We start from the raw sequence: 20,581 nt of genomic DNA on the forward strand, positions 1-20,581 counted from the left end.
AAATTACTCGTTTTCATTTATGGTTGGCGCCGATCCCGGTGAACAAGCGGCAGAGTTGCGCCAGTTGTCGTGCTGTGGCGGTACCCTTTAGTTCGACTGATATATCGGCTCGTCTCGCTCGCTGCCGTAAATTGACCGCTGGAGGATCAGGGGAAGGCCGCAGCGAGACATTGCAGCGCGGCCGCGTAATAGTCGGTGGCGAGCGTATCGGGGGCGTGCGCGCAGAGTGTGCGGCTCACCACCGCGCGACCGCCGGCGGACAGGGGGTATTCGGCGACCTGCCCCGATACCACGTCTGTCCAGGCAGGGATGCGGTCCGCGGGCATCGATCGCCACCAAGTCCGGATCGGCTCGACCAGCGCGCTGCGGCCAGACACGCTGGCGAACAGCGGGACGCGGATGGCGTCGAAGCCGAACCTTGGCGGCTTGTCTGCGGCGGGTGCGACCGCGCCGGTATTCGAGACGTCGATCCAGTCGGTCGGCAGGCGGTGTGCGCCGAACCGGGCCGCGGCGATCAGAGCCTCGCCGTCGGTGATGACCCGTCGCCACACCGCCGCGTTGCCGGTCTTCGCAAACAGGTCCAGCGCGGGCCAGACGTAATAACAGGGGTTTATCGTCGTTCTTGCCGCGGTCGAGAACCCGTCCAGCCCCGGCAACAACAGCATCCGCCCGCCGACCGTCTTGACCAGCCGCGTGGCGATCGCATCGACGATCGCCCGCGACCGCGCCGCATACCGGGGCTCGCGCCACCGGTTCGCCGCCTTGGCCAGCGCGTAGGCGATGAGCAGGTCGCCATCGGTCGCGTTGTTGCGATCGGCGGTCGGATTGGCGGCGCGTGGATCGTAGCGCCAGACGTAGAGTGCGACGTCCGGCCGGGCGAGTTTGGCTTCGGTCCAGCCGAGGATCTTGTCGAATGCCGCTCGATCACCCGCCGCCTGGGACAGCAGCAGACCATAGCTCTGGCCTTCACTGTGGCTGACGCCGCCATTGCCGTTGTCGACGATCCGGCCATCGTCGGCCATGAACCGCCGTTTGAAGCCTGCCCAGTTCACGCCGTTTGCCGTGCCGGTCGCTGGCAGGGCCGGGGGCTCGATTGCTGCGCTGTTTTCGGTGGCGAGTGCCCTGTCGTCCGGTGCCCGTGCCTTGCTGCATCCGGCGATGGCCAGACCGGCCATTCCCGCCATGACGTGTCGACGATCAACGTCCATGCTTCAGTCGTGCCTCCGTATCGCTCCACCACAGGGTGCGTGTCGTCAAATTGGCGCCGCTGCCCAGCGTATGCAACCACGCGTCATACGCCCCCTCCAGCAATGGTCGCAGCGTCTGTTCGGTTGCACCGCCGAGGATCGGCGCCAGCCGACGGGCAAAGCCGGTATGCGTGATCAGCAGGCCGTCCTCGGCCAGTTCGAACCGCACTTCGCCGCAGTCATGCTCGCGCCACAACCGGTTGATCGAAGTGGCGAGCGCAGCGATATCCTGCGCGTCGCCGACCGGATGCGCGCCTGCGATCCGTGCGCCGACCGCGCGAAAGAACGCGCGGCGCTGCGCGGTGGTGGCGCCCCCCCCGACTTCGGCAACGATGCTTCCCAGCAACAAGGAGGCGGCAGTGGTCTCGGTCGCATTGTCGGTGGACCATTCACTCATCGCGTTCATTTGGCTCCCCCCAGGGACTGGCGCAATTCGAAAGTCGATCGGTAGTCGTCATAGGTCCCGAACGTGTTGGCGCTGGCCGAAGCACCTATCCGGGTGTTCGGGTTCAGGCGATAGAACAACGATCCGTTCGCCGAAAAGGCGAAACCGGTGTTGCTCAGGCTGTCGTAATAGGACCGGACGTCGGTGTTCCGCGCCTTCAGCGCATCGAGTTCGGCCTGCGCGTTCGGGTCGGTCGGATAGATCGGCGCACGATCCTGTTCGAAGCTCTGATAGCCCGGTGCGACGCCCAGGCGCCCCTCCCACCGTGTCGAATTATACGCGTAGCGGATCGGTAGGCTCATGCTGAGGAAGCTCTGCGGGCTGAAATAGCCGCCATGCCCGTAGGTGAAGTAGTTCTGGTTGTTGTCGAACGCCTGCCAGTTGAGGTTGAGGCCGCCGGTCAGCGTCGAATGCCCGTCACGGTAGAGCGGCAGATAGCCACCCGCGTTCGCCTGGTACCCACGGTTCTGGCGGACGTTCTCGCCGGTGTAGCGGTAGCCGGAGACATCGGCATAGACGCCTGTCCCCTCGTCGTCCCACGACAGCGACGCGCCGCCGCCGGTCCGCATGACCTGGCCCCAGCGTTCACCCGTGACGGGATCGCGCGTGCCGGCATAGGACACGACGCTGTCCGTCACCGGCTCGCGCTTGACCCAGCCCTGCGCCGACACCGTACGCGAGATCTTGGGTTTCCCGGTGAAGCCCCACGTCACTTCGGTATTATCGAACCCGATCGGCGTCGATCCGACCTCGATCCGGACGCCGGGGCTGTCGTAGGATGCCGCGACCGCGACGCCGGACGCGTGTTGCGTATCCGCCTGCGTCAGCACGGAGGGCAGAGCGTTGACGATGCCTTGCGCCTCCGGCGTGGCGTTGCGGCCGAACCGAGCGAGCGCGGAGCCGGTCGGGCGTCCGGAGTCGATCACGACCGGTGTTGCCGAGACGGAAACGCGACCGCCGGCGACACCGGTAGAGAGCGTCGCGGTACCCGACAGTTCGCGCAGTTCGCTCAGGCCGGTCTCGCCGGAGCGTTCGCGAAAACCGAGCTTCATTTCCGCACGGGGGCCGGTGTCGTCGCTCAGGCGAGCGATATCGTCGCGTAGACGGATGAGCGTGACGTCGCCGCCCGCAACGCCGGCCTGGGGTACGGCGCCGTTCGAGGATGCGTAGCCGCCCGATGCGAAGCCTGTTGGTACCGGAACGCCGGGTGAGCCTGCGCCGTATCCAGGTGCCACGGTGAAAGCCATCGGCGTCGAAGACCGTCCTGCGGACGAAGCTTGGATCGGTCCTGCGCTGAGGGCGAACGGGTTTGCAGCGACGACGGGCGTCTGTTCCGCCTGTCGAAAGGGATTGCCCGAGCCCATGCCCGCGGCGAACGGATTGGCACCGCTCAGCGTGGCGCCGGTGCCGGAGCGCACGGCATAGGCCGTTTCGGCGCGACGCAGATAGCGTTTCGCCGCGCCGCGGTCGCCGCGGGCCTGCTCCATCTGGCCGGCAGCGGCGTAGATTTCGTAATCGTCGGGATAAGCAGCCAGCGCGCGGTCGACGGTGGCGGTGGCGACGTCGTGGTTGCCGCCGGCCCCTGCGCTGCCGATCAAGCCGATCAGCGCGCCCTTGTCCCGTGGATTTGCGGCGAGCACCATCTGATACGTCTGTGCGGCCTGCGACGGCATGTTGCCCGACTGGTACAGCCGACCGAGCGCACCCAGCACGTCGGCATTGCCTGGCGACGCGGCCCATGCCTGTTGCAGCAGGTCGAAGGCCTGCGCGTTCTGGCCTGCCAGCCGCATCCGGTCCGCTTGCGACGACGCGGCAATCCCTTCGAGCCTTGCGATTGCTGGCGCTGCGGAAGCAGACCCGGCCGATGCCGTCCGCGCGCGATCGATGGCGCTGGCGACCGCGGCATCCTGTCCGGTCCGTGCCAGCACGCGGACGATCGGCTCATAGTCCGCCGCGGTCGCCGGGCTTGCGGCCAACGCACGCTCGGCAAGCGGGACGGCGCCGGCCTGATCGCCCAGATCGTTCAGACCGCCGGCGATCGCCGCGAGCGACGCTGCGCTGAGCGTTGGAGTCATGCCGATCTGGCGCAAGGTTGCGATCGCCTCCCCGCCACGGCCCTGTGCCGCGATCGCCTTGGCACGCGCGACGGCGGCATCGACGGCGATCTGTGCCTCGAACCGGCGGATCGCGGGTGTCTTCTGCGCTTCGGTCAGTCGCGACAGCAACGACGTCGCCTGCGCCTGCCGGCCGCGCTCGTTGTGGAGCATCGCCGCAGCGTACAGTGCGTCGGCGGTACCGATCGTCTGGATCGACTGGATCAGCGCCTCGGCCTCAGGCGCGCGGCCCTGCCCGATCATATACCGCGCGTATTCGTAACGGATCCACGGGTCCGCCGGATCGAGCATCAGCCCGCGCTGGAAGAGCGCGTCGGCTTTTGCCGGATCGCCGTGCGTGGCGGCCTGCAACGCATCGTTGCGCACCACGCGGCTTTCGAGTTGCGCCGCGCTGCCGCCGGCGGATCCCGCCTGGCGTGCCAGATCGGCAGAGTCCGCATAGCGCCCCTGGCGTTCGTAGATGTCGGCGAGCAACGCCAGTGCGGGGCCGCGATCCTTGACGCCGGTGCGCGCGAGCGCTTCGGCTTGGGTCTGTGCGCCGACGACATCGCCTGCCGCGAGCCGCGCGCGGGCGTCGTCGAGCCCGGCGTAGAATTTCGCGGATGCCAAGGCTTCAGACCAGCGCGCCCGGTTGCCACGCTCCGAAGCGCGCGACAGGAGTTCCGCGGACTCGGCGAAGCGCGACTGTCGCAACCGGACGATACCGAGGCCACCTGCCGCATCCGCATCGTTGCGGTTGTTGGCCAGCGCTGCCTCGAACTGGCGTTGCGCCTGGGCGAGATCGCCCTGTTCGAGCGAGCGGAAGCCTGCTGCGCGCGAATCGCCGCCGCGGTCGGATGGCGTCGGTGCTGCTCTGCGTGCGGGGGCTGGAGTTGGCATCGTCCGCGATGCGGTGGCCGGCGGGGGTGCGGGACCGGTCATGCTCGCCGGAGCAGCCTGCGCGGGCGCCCTGCTCGGTCGTGCGGCGGGTGCCGCAGCCGGGGCGTTCGACGCTGACAAGGCGCGACGGGCTTCGGCGTTCGAAGGATCGATCGCGAGCGCTCGGCGGTAGGCGGTCCGCGCGAGGTCGGCCCGACCACGTGACTGCCAATACCGCCCTTGCTGGACGAGCGCGCCGACCCCGGCAACCTGTGCCACCGCGGGCTGGACGAGGAGCGGGGACGCGATCCCCGCGGTCAGCAGCGCAAGCGTGGTGAAGCGGATCATGCCGCGTCCTCCGACCCGAGCCGGCGATGCTGCTGGCGCACCAGCAGCAGATACAGCGGCCCTGCCAGCAGCAGCGCGATCAGGAGTCCGCTGAGCGCCATCAGCAACGGCCGCTCGCTGAACCACCAGCCGATCCGCATCCACACCGGCAGCGATCCCGACCAATAGGTCTGGCCAACCGCGAAGCTGCGCATGCCCTCGCCATTGGTCACCGACAGATCGCCCTGGACCTGCGCGTTGATCCGCTGCTCGGCGAGACCCTGCACCAGTTCGGGCAGGTCGGCGGTGTTGGTGCTCATCACCGCCACCACCGTCCGCGCCGCATCATAAGGCGAGCGGAAGCTGACGAACCCGTCGAAACGTTCGGCCGTGGTCAGGAACGCGTTGGTCTCGCCGACGTCGCTCGCGCCATAGGGCGAGATCAGCCCGAAGACGCGTTCGATCGGATTGCGTTCGACCACGCGCAGTCTGCCATTCTCGATCCGCACCGGCGCACCGGCGAACAGCGCGGTCGCGCCGGCGGTCCGTGGGATACCGATGACCAGCACGTCATGGCCTTCGAGCCGGTCGCCGTCCGAGGCCTGCGTGACGGTCACGCCCGTCGTCGCGGCACCGGTCGAGTCGCCGAAGCGGCCCATCATCGCCAGGAACGCCTCGACGATACCAAGGTCGGGCGAGGCGGGGACGACAACGACGGTCTCGGCCAAGTCGGGACTGATCGTGAACGGATAGCCTGCGTTGGCGAAGGTCGCGAGGCTCGGCATCCGCTGCGCATGATAGGCGTGCGTCAGGTCGATCGCGCTGTCCGGGTCGATCGCGACATGGACGTTCTCGGGCAGCGTGCCCTCGCACTTCTTCTTGGTGCCGAGGATCAGATTGTAATCGAAGATCAGCTCGTTCTGGCCGAACAGATTATAGTTCGGCAGTTCGACCTTGGCGCTGTCCTGGCTCGACGATGCGCCGTCCTGACCGCCGATCAGCGCCTTCCACCACGCCGCGCCGGCGAGCGGGAGCGTCCGCAGATACTGGTTGTTGATCGAGATATCGAGCCGCGAAGCCCGACGGTCGAGCCACGTTGCCGACGGGTAGCGATAGCGCAGGTCGAGCGATGCGCCACCCCGCGGCCAGAAGAACAAGTCGGGCGCAGTCCGGAACGCCGCGGTGAGCGGGCCCGGTGGCAGACCGACGCCTTGCAGGGCGCGGGGGTCCATGATCTCGCCCAGTTTGACCGCACGGTCCGAGCGGAGCCAGCGGGGTGCGGCGTAGCGCGCATAGGTCGGGATGCGGACACCGTCGAACGATGCCCCCGCACCGCCGATCGTGCCGCGCCCGGTCGCGAGCGCTGCGGCGGCAAGCTTCAACTCACGCTCGTCGCGGCCCATGACCAGCAGCAGCTGGCCGAAACCATCGAACGGATTGCGCATCACCAGCGCCGATGGCCCGGTGATATTGGGCACGTAGCTGCCGACGCGCATGCCGGGACGCAGGAAGACGATCGCATTACCGCGCGGGATGCGGCCATAGCTCGGCTTGAACGCGAACCCGCGATAGCTGGCCAGCCGTCCGAACCAGGATGCGACGCTGGCCGCGGCCTCGAGTTCGCCATTCGACGGCGCCGCACCGAACACGAACGGCAGGTTGAGCGGCAAATTGTCGGCGCGATCGAAGAACGGCGACGGCAGCCGTGCAAGGTCCGGCCCGAGCGGCAGACGCTGGATCGTCAGGTCGAGCGCCGAGCGCGTATTGCTGACGTTCGCCCAGAGCGAGCTGTGGAACGGATCCTCGCAATCGCGGGTGTAGTGACCAATCAGGCGCAGGTTGAGCTGGTTGTCGCCCGGCAGGAACAGCGCGGGATTGACCGCCATCGTGAGTTGCTGACCGCCGGCACCGTCGGGGGTGAGCCGAACCGTACGGACGACCTCGCCGTTCAGGATCACGACGAACTGGCTCAGATCCGGCAGCAATGCAGGGGACCAGGCGAGCGCGAGCGTCAGGTTGGCTGCCGTGACGACCTCGTTGCTGCGAAGCCCGAACGGGATCGCGATCTCGCCGCGGGTGCCGGCAAGCCGGATCGCGCTGCGGATACGCAGGTCGCGTAGCGTCAGGCGCTCCTGGCGGATACCGCCCGGTGCTTCGGGTGCGGAAACCGGTACGGTTGTAGCCTGCGCGGCGACCGGCTGCGGCAGGCCTACGCTCATCACCAACGCGGCGGCGGCCAGCGCTGCGGTTGCGGCCTTCAGCCGGGTGCGCTCGCGGCGGCGTTCGGCACGGTTGAAGCCGAGCAGGCGCTTCAGCGTGACGAGATCGACGACCAGGATGTCGCGGAGCGATCGAAGCGTCGAGATCGGAGCGCGGGGCGCTTCCGGTTCCCAGGCATCGTTGCGGCCCATGACGGCGCGGACGAGTTGACGTAATTGAAGCATGTCGAGTTCCAGAAACCGCATGGTGGCCATGTTCTTGTCGACGCGTTGCGTCTGGACGGGGAGCGTGAGAATTTCATCGCCCATCGGGAGTGCGACGTGGGTGACCTCGCGGTCGGCGAGCGTCACGCCGGGTGGCGCGGTGATCGCAAGCCCGCCCATCGACAGGTCGATCGTCTCCGCATCGACGACGTGGCCGTCGGCGAAATAGAGCGTCGCCGGCAACTGGACGGGGATGCGGATATATTCGCGGACCTGCCGCGTCTCGCGCGCGACCGATACGGCAGCGAGCAGGATGACGAGGCTGAAGACCGCCCACACCGTGTTCAGCACCAGCGTATCGCCCTGGATGTTGAACAGATGCGCGAAGAAGAAATATTTGACGCACCCGAAGGCGATCCCGAACAGTACCAGGCCGATGCAGATGAGATGCGGGCGCGCTGTCGCGGTGTCGAAATGCGTCTTGTCGAGCAGCGAGCCCTTGTCGGTGACGTTGAACTTGCCGCCGTGCGGCCGGAACAGCGTGACGACGGTCGGTCGGACGAGGTGGAATGCGAGGATCGTCTCGTACACTTCGCCCCAGAACGGCCGGCGATCGCCGCCCTGCAACCGCCCACCCGATACCTGCGCGCAGTAGAGATGCGCGGCGGCATAGGCGAAGATCATACCGGCGGAAGCGTGGATGATGTTCTCGCCCAGGATCAGATACGCCAGTGGGCTGGTCAGGAAAGCGATGCGCGGCAGCGGAAACTGGAAATGCAGCATCGCGTTCAAGTAACAAAACCGCTGCTGCAGGCTGAGGCCACGCCCGAACAGTGGATTGTCGATACGCAGGATTTGCGTCATCCCGCGTGCCCAGCGAATGCGCTGGCCGATGTGCAGCACCAGTCGCTCGGTCGCGAGCCCGGCCGAAAGACGGATCCCGAGATACGCGGTCGACCAGCCCATCCGTTGCAGGCGAAGCGCGGTATGCGCATCCTCGGTGACGGTCTCGAACGCGAAGCCATTGGTATCGGCGAGCGCCTCGCGGCGAATGATCGCGCAGGATCCGCAGAAAAACGCGGCGTCCCACAGGTCGTTGCCACGCTGGACCGCGCCGTAGAACAGGTCGCCCTCGCCCGGCAGGTCGCGGACCGAGCCCAGGTTGCGCTGGACCGGATCGGGCGAATAGAAGTGATGCGGGGTCTGGACGAGCGCCAGTTTCTTGTCGCGCTGGAACCAGCCGACCGTCATCTGCAGGAAGGCGCGCGTCGGCACGTGATCGCAGTCGAAGATCGCGATCAGCGAGCCCTCGGTGTTCGACATCGCGGCGTTGAGGTTGCCCGCCTTCGCATGGTTGTTGTCGGCACGCGTGATGTAGCCGCAACCGACCGATCGGGCGAACGCGCGGAATTCAGGTCGGCGACCGTCGTCGAGCAGGTAGACGTGATAGCGATCACGCGGATAATCCATGTCGAGCGCGGCGAGCACCGTCGTCCGGACGATCTCCAGGCTTTCGTTATAGGTCGGGATATAGACGTCGACGGTCGGCCATTCATGCGGCTCGCACTCGGGCTCGACCGACTGGCGATCGAGCGGCCACGCGGTCTGGAGCACGCCGAGCGCGAGGATCACCCACGCATAGAGTTCGGCGAGGTACAGACCCATGCCCAATATGGTGCCGAGCGCGCTTTCGAATTCGAGCGTCGCGGTGGTCCGCCAGAACAGATAGCGGGTCGATACGACCAACGACAGCAAGGCCAGCACTAGCGTCCCGCGACGCGACTTCGACCGGCCGAGCACGATTGCGCCCAGGATCGACACGCCGGCGAAGATCCACTGCGACTTGAGGTCGAGCGGCACCGTCACGACGACCAGCGTCAACAGCGCCGCGACGACGATGCCGAGCGTATCGGCGCGAAACGCCTTGCGGACCGACCCGCGCGTCATTCCGCCGGCTCCGTGGCGGCGACGAGACCGCATCGCGCCTCGATCGCGATGGTCATCGCAGCAAGATCGGGGAGCACGACGCTCTGCTTGGCGTAGCGCGCGATCGGCTGGAACGACGCCAATGCCTCGTTGACCGCCTCGTCGCGGCGCACCGTCGCGATCAGATTGTCGCCGAACAGCGCGCGTAGGAATATCTGCGAATGGCGCGACAATTTGCGCGTGTCGTCGACTTGGTTGAGCACGAACACGGTCTGTTCGAGGTCGATCGTCGGCGTGCCCGGCTGGACCTTCGCCAACGCCGCGAGCGATGTCGGTTGCGGCACGAGCGCGCACAGGTGCAGCGCGGCGTGCGGCAACAGGCTGGTCTTCAGCGCGAGGTCTGCGGAAGCGACATCGGCGATCACGATGCGCCCGCTGTCGAACGGCGACGCGCCCGACCGCGCGATCAGGCGCCCGAACGCGCCGCTCTGGACGGTGGCATAGCCCGACAGCAATTCGACCCCGTCGACGACGATGCCTTCGGTCGTGGCATCCGTCATCGCAGGGATTTCCTGCGCGGGGAGCATCCCGAAGAACAGCTTGAGCGCATCGGCATGCGTGAAATCAATCGCGGAGACGTCGTGCCCCCGTGCGGCGAGACCAAGCGCGAGACGCGCGGTCAGGAACGTGGTTCCGACGCCGCCGACCGGTGAATGGCACAGGATCAATGGCATCAACGGCGCTCCGTATGGTCGTCGGAAAGCCCGGACAGGAACGCGCGCAGGCTGCCGCCGTGGCGCTGGCCAGGCTCGCCGCGGGCCGACATGTCGTTGTAATCGCTCAGGAAGTTCTTGGCTGGCGCCTTCTCCTCCGTCGCACGGTCGGCACGACCGACGACGCGCTCGTCCTCCAGCAACGCCGCGAACAACGGCCACGGCTCGACGTCGGCAATTGGGTCGGCGAACTGGCGATACTGGAAATCACGCTGTCCCAGTCTCGCTAATAGTGCCTTGGCATCGGGTCGCATCGGGAACTCCTTGTTTCCGACCCCTCGCCTAAATTGCAGATCAATTGGTTAATACTGGCAGTAATTTACTTCCAATAGACGCCGTTTATTAAAGGTTGCATTAAAACTATCGCTTATTGTCAGTGCGTTACTTTGGAATAGAATTCGCAAAATAAATTGATGAGGGCATAATTGTTGGGCCGCATGCTTCGAAAAATGTGGAATCGGTATGCGGCGAATGGGTGATATTCAGATCTGAAATTAAACGGCTATCGAAATCTACGTATCAAGCTGAAAACATTATTTATTTATCCGAAAAGGTGTAAGTGTCTTGTAAGCAAACGCAAAGCATCGGCATGACTCAAAGTTATGATTCAAGGATTGCTCGGTTAGGGTAGGGTCCCATAGATTTTAAAAGACGCGATCTGACTCAGGCTCCGTAACAAGCATCAAAGGCGGTATGAATACGAATCTGCATGCCGCAAGCGACGCAGAAGGAAGACCGCTCAGCTTCGTTATGACATCTGGTCAGGGTAGTAATCATACCGGCGCTGCCGTGCTACTCGACGATCTACCCAAGGCGCAGTGGAAGCTGGGCAGCCGCGGCTATGATGCGGACCAGTAGAGGGACGCCCTACAGGGCGAAGGGCGTAACACTCTATTATTCGACGCAAAAATTCCGGATCATGCCTGTCGAATACGACTAGCGTCGCTGTCGAAGCCGGAGCGGTATCGAGATTCCGATCGACCGTCTGACGGACTGACGCCGCATCGCCATTGGCTATAATTGATGTCCGACCGTTTTCTTCTTCGCTGTGGCCCTCGCTGCCTCCGTTATCTTCTGGCTCTGCTCAACGGCTCCTGAGCCTAACTCAATCGGCACCGGCGCCTGAGTTTCCTTCGGATCGATTCAATGGGGCACTTAATGCCCGAGGTAACGTAGCGCTCTACCTTAACGGGCGTCCAAGTTGAGAGAGGCGAGATGGTCCGTGAATGACCATTTGTGGGCCTGACAGCCGGTGAAGATGTCGGATGCCTGGCTTGCTGCGCCACGTGGTGAGAACGTGGCGTTGGGCCGTATTTTGGGCAAGCGGTACGGCTAAACGGCGGCCAGTCCGGCGAGATAATCGTCTACGAAGTCGACCTTGAAGGCCGCCCATAGTCCGAGATGATCGGACATCTGGTAGGTCTTCCACTCGCATGTTTTGGCGGCTTACCGGACTTTGAAGCAACGATGTCGCCCGCGTAGGCCGCCTCGTCCTCCGCGCGGAAGATGGCGCCGTAGTAGTCGAGTACGCCGCCCCGGTCAGTGGAGTCGAAGCGGCGACCTCGCCAGATGGCGATCTGGTCGTAGTACTAGTCTTTAGCGATGTTGCTGCCCTTGCGGTCGGTCAGCACCTTGGGGATCGAAAACCCGCATCGTTGATTGCCTTCAGCGTTGCATCGCCTGCGGTGAATAAGTTGAAGTCGCCGAGCAGGATAAGGTTGTCGGGAGCGCCGGTCTTAGGCGCGCTTGGCCAGGAACCTGGCCGGCTAACGGATATCCTCCAGCCTGCGGCTATCGAGCGGGATACCCTTGCCGTAGTAGATGTGGATCGTGCAGGGGTCCATCGGCGCCAAGCCGGCCTTGAAGCCGCATACAAACGGCGTGCGGGCGAACTGGAGCACCTCCGTGTCGACGTTCTCGGGCGGTAGGACAATCTCCCCGGCGAGGCCACCGAACGCAACCTTGCGGCGGTCGTATACGAACGCCATCCGCTCGCCGGTACGCGATGCGGCCTCCGTGACGTCCGTCACGACGTACTTCCACCGGCCGCCCGGTCACCCGATCGAGCGCGGAACGAGCGTCCGCTTGTTCGGAAGCCGTTAAGCGCTCTTGAGTGTATGGCAATGGGTCTGGCCGGAAGCCGGAAGGCGGGGTGCATTCGCCCTAAAACTGTCGTTCGCTGAGCGAATACCTAAAGCCGGAAGCTGCCGTTCGTTCGGCTCGGACGCTGCGGTGCAGTCGTAGTCGTTAGACTGCCACACCCATTTCATATCGGGAGAACCCTAAGAGGGCCCTCCCGATAGCGGATCAGACAGTCACGACGATCTTGCCGACCTGCTCGTTGGACTCGAGGAAGCGGGTCGCTTCCTGGATCTGATCGAACGGGAATGTCCGCGACACCAGCGGGTCCAGCTTGCCGCTTTCCAGTCCCTCGGTGATGAATACCTTGGCTCGCGCCAGCGCTTCATCATTGCCGACGATTTCGGTATAGAGGTAGCCCTTGATCGTCAGGCTCTTGCCGAGAACCGCGAACTGCGGGAATGATCCCTCGTCCGGGCTTAGGGCGCCGTATTCCAGCAGAATGCCGCCCATGGCCATGACTTCCGCGAATTGGGCGATGGCAGGACCGCCGATCGGATCAAATACCACGCGGGCACCCTTGCCGCCGGTGATCTCCTTCACGCGCGCTACCAGATCGCCGTCGGCGGTGGCGATCACATGATGAGCACCGGCATTAGCCAGCGCCTGCGCCTTGGCGTTCGTACGAGTGGTCGCAATCACTGTCGCCCCGACGCTGCGAGCCACTTGGATCGCCGCGATGCCGACGCTGCTCGATGCGGCTGACACGATGACGAAGTCCTCTGCGGTGACCTTCGCCTGATCGATAAGCGCACCCCAGGCGGTGACATACTTCATCCAGGAGGCGGCTGCCTTCTCGAACGAAAGGGCGGCGGGGTGCTTGACGACGTAGCGCGCCGGGATGTTGATGATCTCGCCATAGGTCGACCAGCGCGACATATCGAGCGTCGGGATGACGCTAACGGCGTCGCCCTCCGCAAAGCCTGACACGTCGCTGCCGATGGTCTTGACCAAGCCTGCGGCCTCGTACCCGAGCCGCGACGGGAACTCCGCCTCTTGCAGGTAAGCGCCGTTGCGGAACATCACCTCTGCGCGGTTCAAGCCGATCGCTCTAACTGCGATCTGCACCTCATCGGCGGCAGGTGCAGGAACCTCGATATCATCGATGCGCAGTACGTCTGCGGGGCCGTATTCGTGAAAGCGTACAACGCGGGTCATGGTCTGATCCTCTGGTAGATAGATGGCTATTGGAATGGAGCGGTTCGGGCGGCGTCTACATATTGATGGCGCGGACGAGGCGAACGCCCCAGTCCTCGTCAGGGTTCGTGGTTCCGTCGCCCAAGCGCTCTTGCATCACCGCGACCGCCAGGTCCCGGCGCTTGGGGAGCCTGTCCTTCTCCGCAGCGTCGAGAGCCGCAGGAATCTCGGCAAGGGTCAGGTCGGTGCAATAGACTGGCGCGCCGGCTTGCTGACGCCACGAGGCCGCCAGCGAGCCGGCATCGAAGGCATCCAGGCCGGTATCGCTGACCAACTCCATCGTGACCTGCCGATCGCGCTCACGGTCCGCTGCAACCGGAATGGCTATCCGGTCCGGTGTCCCTGCCGGCTTGCCCTTCTTGGCAAGAGAGGCGGAGCCGATCGCATTCCATGCCTTTGCGATCGGGCGGCAAAGTTGCTCAGCCACCCACAGGCTTTCCACCTGTCCGTCTTCGATCGCCTGGATGTTGGAGTCCCGGAACGGGTAATAGTTGGAGGTGTCGATCACGACCGTCTCGTCAGGCAGGCGAGCCACCAACGGTGCAATTGCGGCAATACGGTTGAGAGGTATCGAGAGGATGACGACCTCGACGTCGGCCAGCGCGTCCTCCGTCGTCACGGCGCGGGCGCCGGCTGACCGGAGCTCGGGATCGATCGTCTCGGGCCCGCGCGAGTTGGCCACCTTTACCTCATGGCCCGCCTCGCTCAACCTCGTGACGAGTGTCTTGCCGATGTGTCCTGTCCCAAGAATGCCGATTTTCATGTGTCGTTCCTCTGCGATCATTGCCTCGCACCGGAAATTATGGTCAGGTACCAGAAGTGACAAGAACCTACCCAAAGGTGGGTTACCCACCAAAAGGTAAGTGACCTATGCAGCGTGACTGGCAATGCGAGGACCCGCAGCAGCAGCTTGTCTGGGCTGCGGCGACCAGCGAAGCTCTCCGCGTTCTGGAGGGCAAGTGGAAGATGGTGATCATCTTCCAACTGTTTGCCGCACGAGCGCCTTTGCGCTTCTCCGAGCTGGAACGACGTGTCGAAGGCGTGAATCAGAAGATGCTTATTCAACAGCTAAAAGAACTGGAAAAGGACGGGATCGTCACCCGGACGATCTATCCTCAAGTTCCGCCCAGGGTCGAATACGCGCTGAGCGAGATCGGCCTGGCACTCGGGCCGTCGATCGAAGCGCTAATCGATTGGACGTTCATGCGACGTAAGGCCGAGACGTCGGCTAAATCGGGGGAACGAGGGTTACTGTAGCTTAGACGGCTGCCAATTCGATTCAAGCACCAAAAGCGGATGGCCGCTTTCCTCTCCCATCACGACATTCGCGAGCGGATAGCCGCCCTCCGAAATCGGTCATTCGCAAAGATTATCCAGCGTCTGAAGTTGGGAAGCGAGGGGATGGGCGTGAGCGTCTGATTGTGGGTCTGCATTAAGATCGCCGCTAGGGATCGAGCACTAAACTATGATCGCGGGCATGCTTAAGCACGAAGCTTGAGCCTTTCGTTCAAGAGTCGGCGGCATCGCCTGTGCGGTAATTCAGCGGCCCGCCAGATACTGCGCCAGCGGATCGATCATCTCCTCGGGGATACGGCGGGCGATGACCGGCATCGTCGACTGCGACTTCCGCGCGTCGACCACCGTCTCGTCACCGCGCCAGTTGCGGAGGCGTTGGGCTATGTAGCTGGCGCGCTGGCCGGCGAGCACGGGGTAGGGCTTGCCGGGGGCGTGGCAGCTCGAGCACGCGGGGAGCTGCACCTTCGGCAACCCCTCGCGGTCGATCCGGGCCGCCGCGGTCGATCCCGATGGCGTGACGCCGCCGATCCCCGGCATCGCCGCGAAGTGGTCGGCGAGACGCTTCATTTCCTCAGGTGTAAGCGTCGCGGCAGCGTTTGCCATCACCGCGCTCTGGCGTTTGCCGGTTGCGTACGCCTCGAGCGCGGCACGGAGATACGCTGGACTCTGCCCACCGAGCACGGGCATGTCGGGCTGGCCTCGACCACGTCCGTCGGCACCGTGACAGCCTGCGCAGGTCGCGATCTTGGCATCGGTGACGCCCGGCACTTCGGTTAGCGAGCGATAGGTCGCAGGTGACATTTCCGGCAGCAGGCGGACGAAGGCGACCATGCGGCGGACTTCGTCGTCGCGGTCCTTGGCCGCCCAACCGGGCATGCCAGTGTATTTGACACCGTGCTTGAGGATCCAGAAGATCTGCTTGTCGGTCCACTCGCGCGCGTTGACCGAGAGGTTGGGGGCAGGGGGCGTCGCGGCCTGCATTACGGGCAGCGGACGAACGCCCGGGGCGCCGTGGCACGAGGCGCAGCTTGCCTTGAACAGCCCTGCGGCACTGACGAGACCCTCTTTAGCCTTGGGATCGTCGGGCGCGGTGACTGCGGCGTAGGTGCGGACCGAGTTGCGCATCGTCCAGTGGAGGAACCAGTCGGTGATCTTCCAGTGGCCCGACGAGGCGGCGATGTTGAATACGCCCGACCACGCGAACAGCAACCCTGCGAGCGCTAGCGCGACGATGGCGGCGGCGGCACGTGCCCAAGTGATCCGGATCGTCATGCGGCTACACCCCGTGTCTTCAACAATCCGCCGAGCATCGCCAGCCCGCCGATGAAATAGCTCGCCGCACCGACCATCAGCATGACGACGCCGCCGAGTTGCTGGTCTTCGAGCGCGTCGAGGCCGTGGGTTGCCGGGTGCATCGCCATCATCGCGTACAACGGTCGCGGGGCAAGGCCGATCAATGCGCCGAGCAAGGTCATGTGCATCGAGGTGAGCAGTAACGCCGCAACGCCGGACGCGCGGCGGTCGGTGGCGCCGCCGAGGCGTGTGCCAAGCACCGCGCTCCAGAGAAGGACGCCGGCAATGAGGAAGCTGGCCTGTTCGATCAGTAGCGCGAGTGGTTGCATGTTGACGCGGAGCCTCAGCGCGGGGAGGTGCCAGAGCCATACGATCACGAGTTCGACAAGCGACATCGCGAGCGGAGTCACCACCGCAGCCCAGCGCTCGGCCGGATCGAAGCGGCTTCCGGCGATCCCGTACGCCAGGAACGGCGCGGCGACGGCGACCGCTATCATGTGACCCGCCATGTGCCCGAGCATCCCGAGCGGCGCCGCGGCGAAGGCCCAGCCGAGCGGGACTAGCACGGCGCCCAGTGCGAGGCTCGCGCGTCTCATCGGCAATCGCCGAACATGATGACCGGCAAGGCCGTGAAGATCACCGCGACGAAGCTCAGCCCCGCCAGCAACCGCGTCGACAGCGCGAGGAAGCGGAGGCGATCGATCGCGGTGCCCTGTTCGTGCGGGGCCGGATCACCCGGCGTCTCCGACTGGACGCGCGCGATATAACCAGCCGCGACGATCCCCAGCAGCGCCACGATCGTCGCGATCAGTGTCGCGAGCGGGAAGCCGGTCAACGCCGTTCCCGGGGTCGGGGATTTCGCGCAGGTCACCGCGACCCACAGATAGCAGAACAGGAAATGCACGGCCCAGATCGTCGGCGGGACGATCAGCGTCCACAGCGTCACCTTCAGGTCGCGGGCCCAATGTTTCTTCATGCGACACCCGGAAACAGGCCGATCGTGCAGAACGTCACGATGCCCGTTAGCGCGAGGAAGTGATGGTACACGGTGATGTTGCGCAGGTCGGCGTCATAGACCGGCGTCATCTTGCCTGCGAGGCTGCGAGCGAGCGTGTAGGCCTGCATGATGACCCCGATCGCAGCGTGGACCGCGGTCCAGATCGCCAGCGTCCAGACGATCGCGGGATAGACGTGGAGTTCGGGATCGAGCCCCGAATACCACGGCCCGGCAAGCCCGGCGAACAGGCTCGCCAGCGTCGCGACGATCCCGACCACCAGTAGCGCACGGCCGGCAGCGACGTTGCCGCGGCGATGCACTTCGCGCGCGCCGACGGTGGCGGCCCAGCCGGTCAGCGTCAGCGCCAGCGCGACCATCGGCCAGAATACGCCTGGCCCGTTGAGCCCGACTCCGCTCGGCGGGAAGTCGTTGTGGATCGTCCAGAAGAAGAAATAGCCGAACACGAGTCCCGAGAACGCGGTCGCGTCCGCCATCATCGTGATGAACATCGCCCACCAGCCCGGCGCCGACGGCCCGGAGGTGTAGAGCGGTACTTCGATGCCGTGTCCGATATGCTTGGTCGGCTTATCGGGAATTTCGGCGGTCCCGGTCCACAGCCACCACAGCACGCAGGCGAGCGTCGCGACGCCGCTGACCGCCGACCAGATATACAGATGGTACGTCGTCAGGATGAACACGCCGGCCAACGCGACCGCTGTCATCATCGGCTTCACGCTCGGCGTACCCAAGCGGATCACCTGGAGGGGGCGAGCATCGAGCACGGTGGTGATGATCGACTCGCGCCGCATCTCCTCCGCGTCAGGCAGGAAGAAGCGGCCCTCGTCGACCTTCTGGACGAAGTTCTTCTGGTCCCAGATAGGATAGCGGCTCTCGATCAGCGGCACTGAGCGGATGCCCCAGTCTTCGTCGTCCGGATGTGCGAGCCACTCCAGCGTGCCGGCGTTCCACGGATTGCGTGGGGCCTTTGGACGACGCGGCGAGAGCGCCAAGTCGATGCAGACGATGAGCACGCCAAGCGCGAACATGTACGATCCGATCGTCGAGGCGAAGTTCAGCCCGCCGATCCCGAGCTCTTCCGGATAGGTGAACACGCGCCGCGGCATCCCGAGCAGGCCGGACAGGTGCATCGGGAAGAACGTCATGTTCATGCCGACGAACATGATCCAGAACGCGATCCGCCCGAGCCTGTCGCTCAGCTTCTTGCCGGTGATCAGCGGCCAGTAATAATAGAGCCCGGCGAACAGCGGCAGCAGCGTGCCGCCGATCAGCACGTAGTGGAGATGCGCGACGATGAAATAGGTGTCGTGCGCCTGCCAGTCGAACGGCGCTACCGCGACCATCACGCCGGTCAGCCCGCCGATCACGAACACCGCCAGGCTCCCGCTCGCATAGAGCAGCGGCGTCGATTTCTTGACGTTGCCCGCCCACAAAGTCGCGATGAACACGAAGATCTGGACGCCGGTCGGGATCGCCACCGCTTCCGACGCCGCTGCGAAGAAGGCGAGGCTGATCTTTGGCAAGCCGGTCGTGAACATGTGGTGGACCCACAGCCCGAAGCTCAGGAACGCGGTGCCGACCGCGGCCAGCACGATCCACGGATAGCCGAGCAGATGCCGCTGCGCGAAGGTCGGGATCAGCATCGCGAACAGCGCGATCGACGGCAGGAAGACGATGTAGACTTCCGGGTGGCCGAAAATCCAGAACAGGTGCTGCCACAGCAGCGGGTCGCCGCCCTTCTCCGCGTTGAAGAACGGCCAGTTCAGCAGCCGTTCCATCTCGAACAGCACGTCGCCGGCGATCAGCGGCGGGAAGGCGAACAGGATCATTACCGCAACGACCAGGATGTACCAAGCGTAGAGCGGCATCAGGTTGAGCCGCATGCCCGGCGGACGGCATTTCAGGACGCCGACGATCAGCTCGACCGCGGCGGCGACCGACGACACCTCGATGAAGCTCAAGCCCAGCATCCAGATATCCGCGCCGAGCCCGCTCAGATCGTTCCGCGTCGTCAGCGGCGGATACATGAACCAGCCGCCATCGGGCGCCGCGTCGAAGAAGATCGAGCCCGACACGAAGACGCCGCCGATCAGGAAACTCCAATAGCCGAACCCCGACAGCCGCGGAAACGGCAGGTCGCGCGCGCCTAGCAGCTGGGGGAGCAGGATGATCGACACCGCCTCGAACATCGGTACCGCGAACAGGAACATCATCATCGAGCCGTGCAGCGTGAACAACTGGTTGAACGTGTTCGCCGTGACGAGGTCGTTGTTCGGCACCGCCAGCTGCGTGCGCATGATCAGCGCGAGCACGCCCGCGAACAGCATGAACCCGAACGCGGTCAGCGTGTACCACACGCCGATCCGGTTGTTGTTGACGTCGGTCCAGCGGAAGAACCAGCCGGTGGGCGGCTTCCACACCTCGCGCAAACGATCTTCCTGGCCCTTGCGGACCGCGGGATCGTTCTGGTCGGGCGCGATATACTGGGTGCTCTCGGTGGTCATTTGAGCCCCTGAAGGTAGCTTGCGATCTGGTCGGCTTCGGCGGTCGACATCTGCGGGAAGGCCGGCATCCGCACGCCCGGCTTGGTCTTGCCGGGATCGCGCACGAAGCCGGCGATGTTGGCGTGGGTCATCGGTAGGACACCCGCAGCGAGTGTCGGGCGCGCCCCGAAGTGCGTCAGGTCGGGGCCGATCTTCGCGACCGGGCCGACGCCGCGAACGCTGTGGCACCCGCTACAGCCGTAACTCGCGAAGACGCGCGCGCCCGGCGACGCGGTAACTACGGCGGGCTTACGCTGCTCGGCGAGCCAGCGCTCGAACGCGGCAGGCTCCATCGCGATCACGTCGAACGCCATCAGCGCATGGCCGAGCCCGCAGAACTCCGCGCAGACGCCGCGGTACGTCCCCGCCTTGGTCGCGCGAACGACGAGGCGGTTGGTGCGGCCGGGGATCATGTCCATCTTGCCGGCGAGACCGGGGACCCAAAAGCTGTGGATGACGTCCGGGCTGCGGAGCGACAGTTCGACGGTACGACCGACGGGTAGGCGAAGTTCGTTCGCGGTCTCGACCACCGATCCGCCCGGCGGCGCATAGCGGACGCGCCACCAGAACTGCTCGCCCTCGACACCGATGCGCAGGTCGCTATTTGCCACCTCGCGCGGGCGCATCGCGGGCAGGGCGTAGAGCAGCAGGCCCAGCAGCAGGATAGAAGGACCGATGCCGCCGAGCCACAGCACCAGCTTCATCCCGCCCTTGTGCGTCAGCCGACCCTCCGGCGCGCGCATCGCGTGGCGCATCAGCAACGCGAGCCCGCCAGCGAGAACGATTGCGCCGATGACCAGAACGATGGTGATCGAGAGGACCTTGTCCGCCTCCTCGCCGAACGGCGCGAGCGTCGACTGGTGCCGGTTGCACGCCGCCAACAGCGGCAGGCACGCGCCCACGGAAAGAAAAATAGCCTTCCGCATCATCACCTTGCCACCCTTTAGAAGGGCGTCCCCTAGACGGAAGGGCGGGGGGGCGTAAA

At 65.0% G+C, this 20,581-nt stretch carries 15 protein-coding genes; 1 reads left to right on the forward strand and 14 read right to left on the reverse strand.

The window, feature by feature from the left end:
* Positions 1-146: 146 nt before the first annotated feature.
* The 9 genes from E5673_RS10655 to E5673_RS10695 all read right to left on the reverse strand — a co-directional run bounded on the left by E5673_RS10655 (position 147) and on the right by E5673_RS10695 (position 14,233).
* Positions 147-1,175: a glycosyl hydrolase family 8 gene (locus E5673_RS10655; RefSeq protein ID WP_247599329.1), complete on the reverse strand. Its 1,029-nt coding sequence runs from the start codon at positions 1,173-1,175 to the stop codon at positions 147-149.
* A 22-nt stretch (positions 1,176-1,197) separates the two neighbouring features.
* On the reverse strand, positions 1,198-1,644 hold the full coding sequence (locus tag E5673_RS10660) for a hypothetical protein (protein ID WP_136189975.1): 447 nt from the start codon (positions 1,642-1,644) through the stop codon (positions 1,198-1,200).
* A 5-nt stretch (positions 1,645-1,649) separates the two neighbouring features.
* Entirely contained in the window at positions 1,650-5,012 is a 3,363-nt protein-coding gene (locus E5673_RS10665; protein WP_136189976.1) for a cellulose biosynthesis protein BcsC, read from the reverse strand.
* Positions 5,009-9,361 carry a UDP-forming cellulose synthase catalytic subunit gene (gene bcsA / locus E5673_RS10670; RefSeq protein ID WP_136189977.1) on the reverse strand — a complete coding sequence of 1,451 codons (4,353 nt, stop codon included), beginning with the start codon at positions 9,359-9,361 and terminating at the stop codon, positions 5,009-5,011. Before bcsA ends, E5673_RS10665 begins: the two co-directional genes overlap by 4 nt.
* Entirely contained in the window at positions 9,358-10,074 is a 717-nt protein-coding gene (locus tag E5673_RS10675; protein ID WP_136189978.1) for a cellulose synthase operon protein YhjQ/BcsQ, read from the reverse strand. Before E5673_RS10675 ends, bcsA begins: the two co-directional genes overlap by 4 nt.
* Positions 10,074-10,367 carry a hypothetical protein gene (locus E5673_RS10680; RefSeq protein WP_136189979.1) on the reverse strand — a complete coding sequence of 98 codons (294 nt, stop codon included), beginning with the start codon at positions 10,365-10,367 and terminating at the stop codon, positions 10,074-10,076. Before E5673_RS10680 ends, E5673_RS10675 begins: the two co-directional genes overlap by 1 nt.
* A 1,512-nt stretch (positions 10,368-11,879) precedes the next feature.
* Complete coding sequence (locus E5673_RS10685; protein ID WP_136189980.1) at positions 11,880-12,143, reverse strand: hypothetical protein; 264 nt, start codon at positions 12,141-12,143, stop codon at positions 11,880-11,882.
* 277 nt (positions 12,144-12,420) lie between these two features.
* Entirely contained in the window at positions 12,421-13,410 is a 990-nt protein-coding gene (locus tag E5673_RS10690; protein ID WP_136189981.1) for a zinc-dependent alcohol dehydrogenase family protein, read from the reverse strand.
* Positions 13,411-13,465: 55 nt separating this feature from the next.
* Complete coding sequence (locus tag E5673_RS10695) at positions 13,466-14,233, reverse strand: NAD(P)-binding domain-containing protein (protein WP_136189982.1); 768 nt, start codon at positions 14,231-14,233, stop codon at positions 13,466-13,468.
* A gap of 86 nt (positions 14,234-14,319) precedes the next feature.
* Between E5673_RS10695 and E5673_RS10700 the strand changes: the two genes are divergently transcribed.
* Complete coding sequence (locus E5673_RS10700; protein WP_136189983.1) at positions 14,320-14,706, forward strand: helix-turn-helix domain-containing protein; 387 nt, start codon at positions 14,320-14,322, stop codon at positions 14,704-14,706.
* A gap of 282 nt (positions 14,707-14,988) precedes the next feature.
* Here the strand turns inward: E5673_RS10700 and E5673_RS10705 are convergent, their stop codons facing one another.
* The 5 genes from E5673_RS10705 to coxB are packed head-to-tail and all read right to left on the reverse strand — an operon-like array spanning position 14,989 to position 20,522.
* Entirely contained in the window at positions 14,989-16,017 is a 1,029-nt protein-coding gene (locus E5673_RS10705; RefSeq protein ID WP_136189984.1) for a c-type cytochrome, read from the reverse strand.
* Positions 16,014-16,634, reverse strand: coding sequence for a cytochrome c oxidase assembly protein (locus E5673_RS10710; protein ID WP_136189985.1), 621 nt, complete (start codon positions 16,632-16,634; stop codon positions 16,014-16,016). Before E5673_RS10710 ends, E5673_RS10705 begins: the two co-directional genes overlap by 4 nt.
* Positions 16,631-17,014 (reverse strand): hypothetical protein, encoded by a 384-nt coding sequence (locus E5673_RS10715; RefSeq protein ID WP_136189986.1) that lies wholly within the window; start codon positions 17,012-17,014, stop codon positions 16,631-16,633. Before E5673_RS10715 ends, E5673_RS10710 begins: the two co-directional genes overlap by 4 nt.
* Positions 17,011-19,557, reverse strand: a complete 2,547-nt coding sequence (ctaD, locus tag E5673_RS10720; RefSeq protein ID WP_136189987.1) for a cytochrome c oxidase subunit I — start codon at positions 19,555-19,557, stop codon at positions 17,011-17,013. The genes E5673_RS10715 and ctaD overlap by 4 nt, the downstream gene beginning before the upstream one ends.
* Complete coding sequence (gene coxB / locus E5673_RS10725; protein WP_136191452.1) at positions 19,554-20,522, reverse strand: cytochrome c oxidase subunit II; 969 nt, start codon at positions 20,520-20,522, stop codon at positions 19,554-19,556. The genes ctaD and coxB overlap by 4 nt, the downstream gene beginning before the upstream one ends.
* Positions 20,523-20,581 lie beyond the last annotated feature (59 nt).

This window comes from Sphingomonas sp. PAMC26645, assembly GCF_004795835.1.
In the GTDB taxonomy this organism is placed as follows: Bacteria; Pseudomonadota; Alphaproteobacteria; order Sphingomonadales; family Sphingomonadaceae; genus Sphingomonas.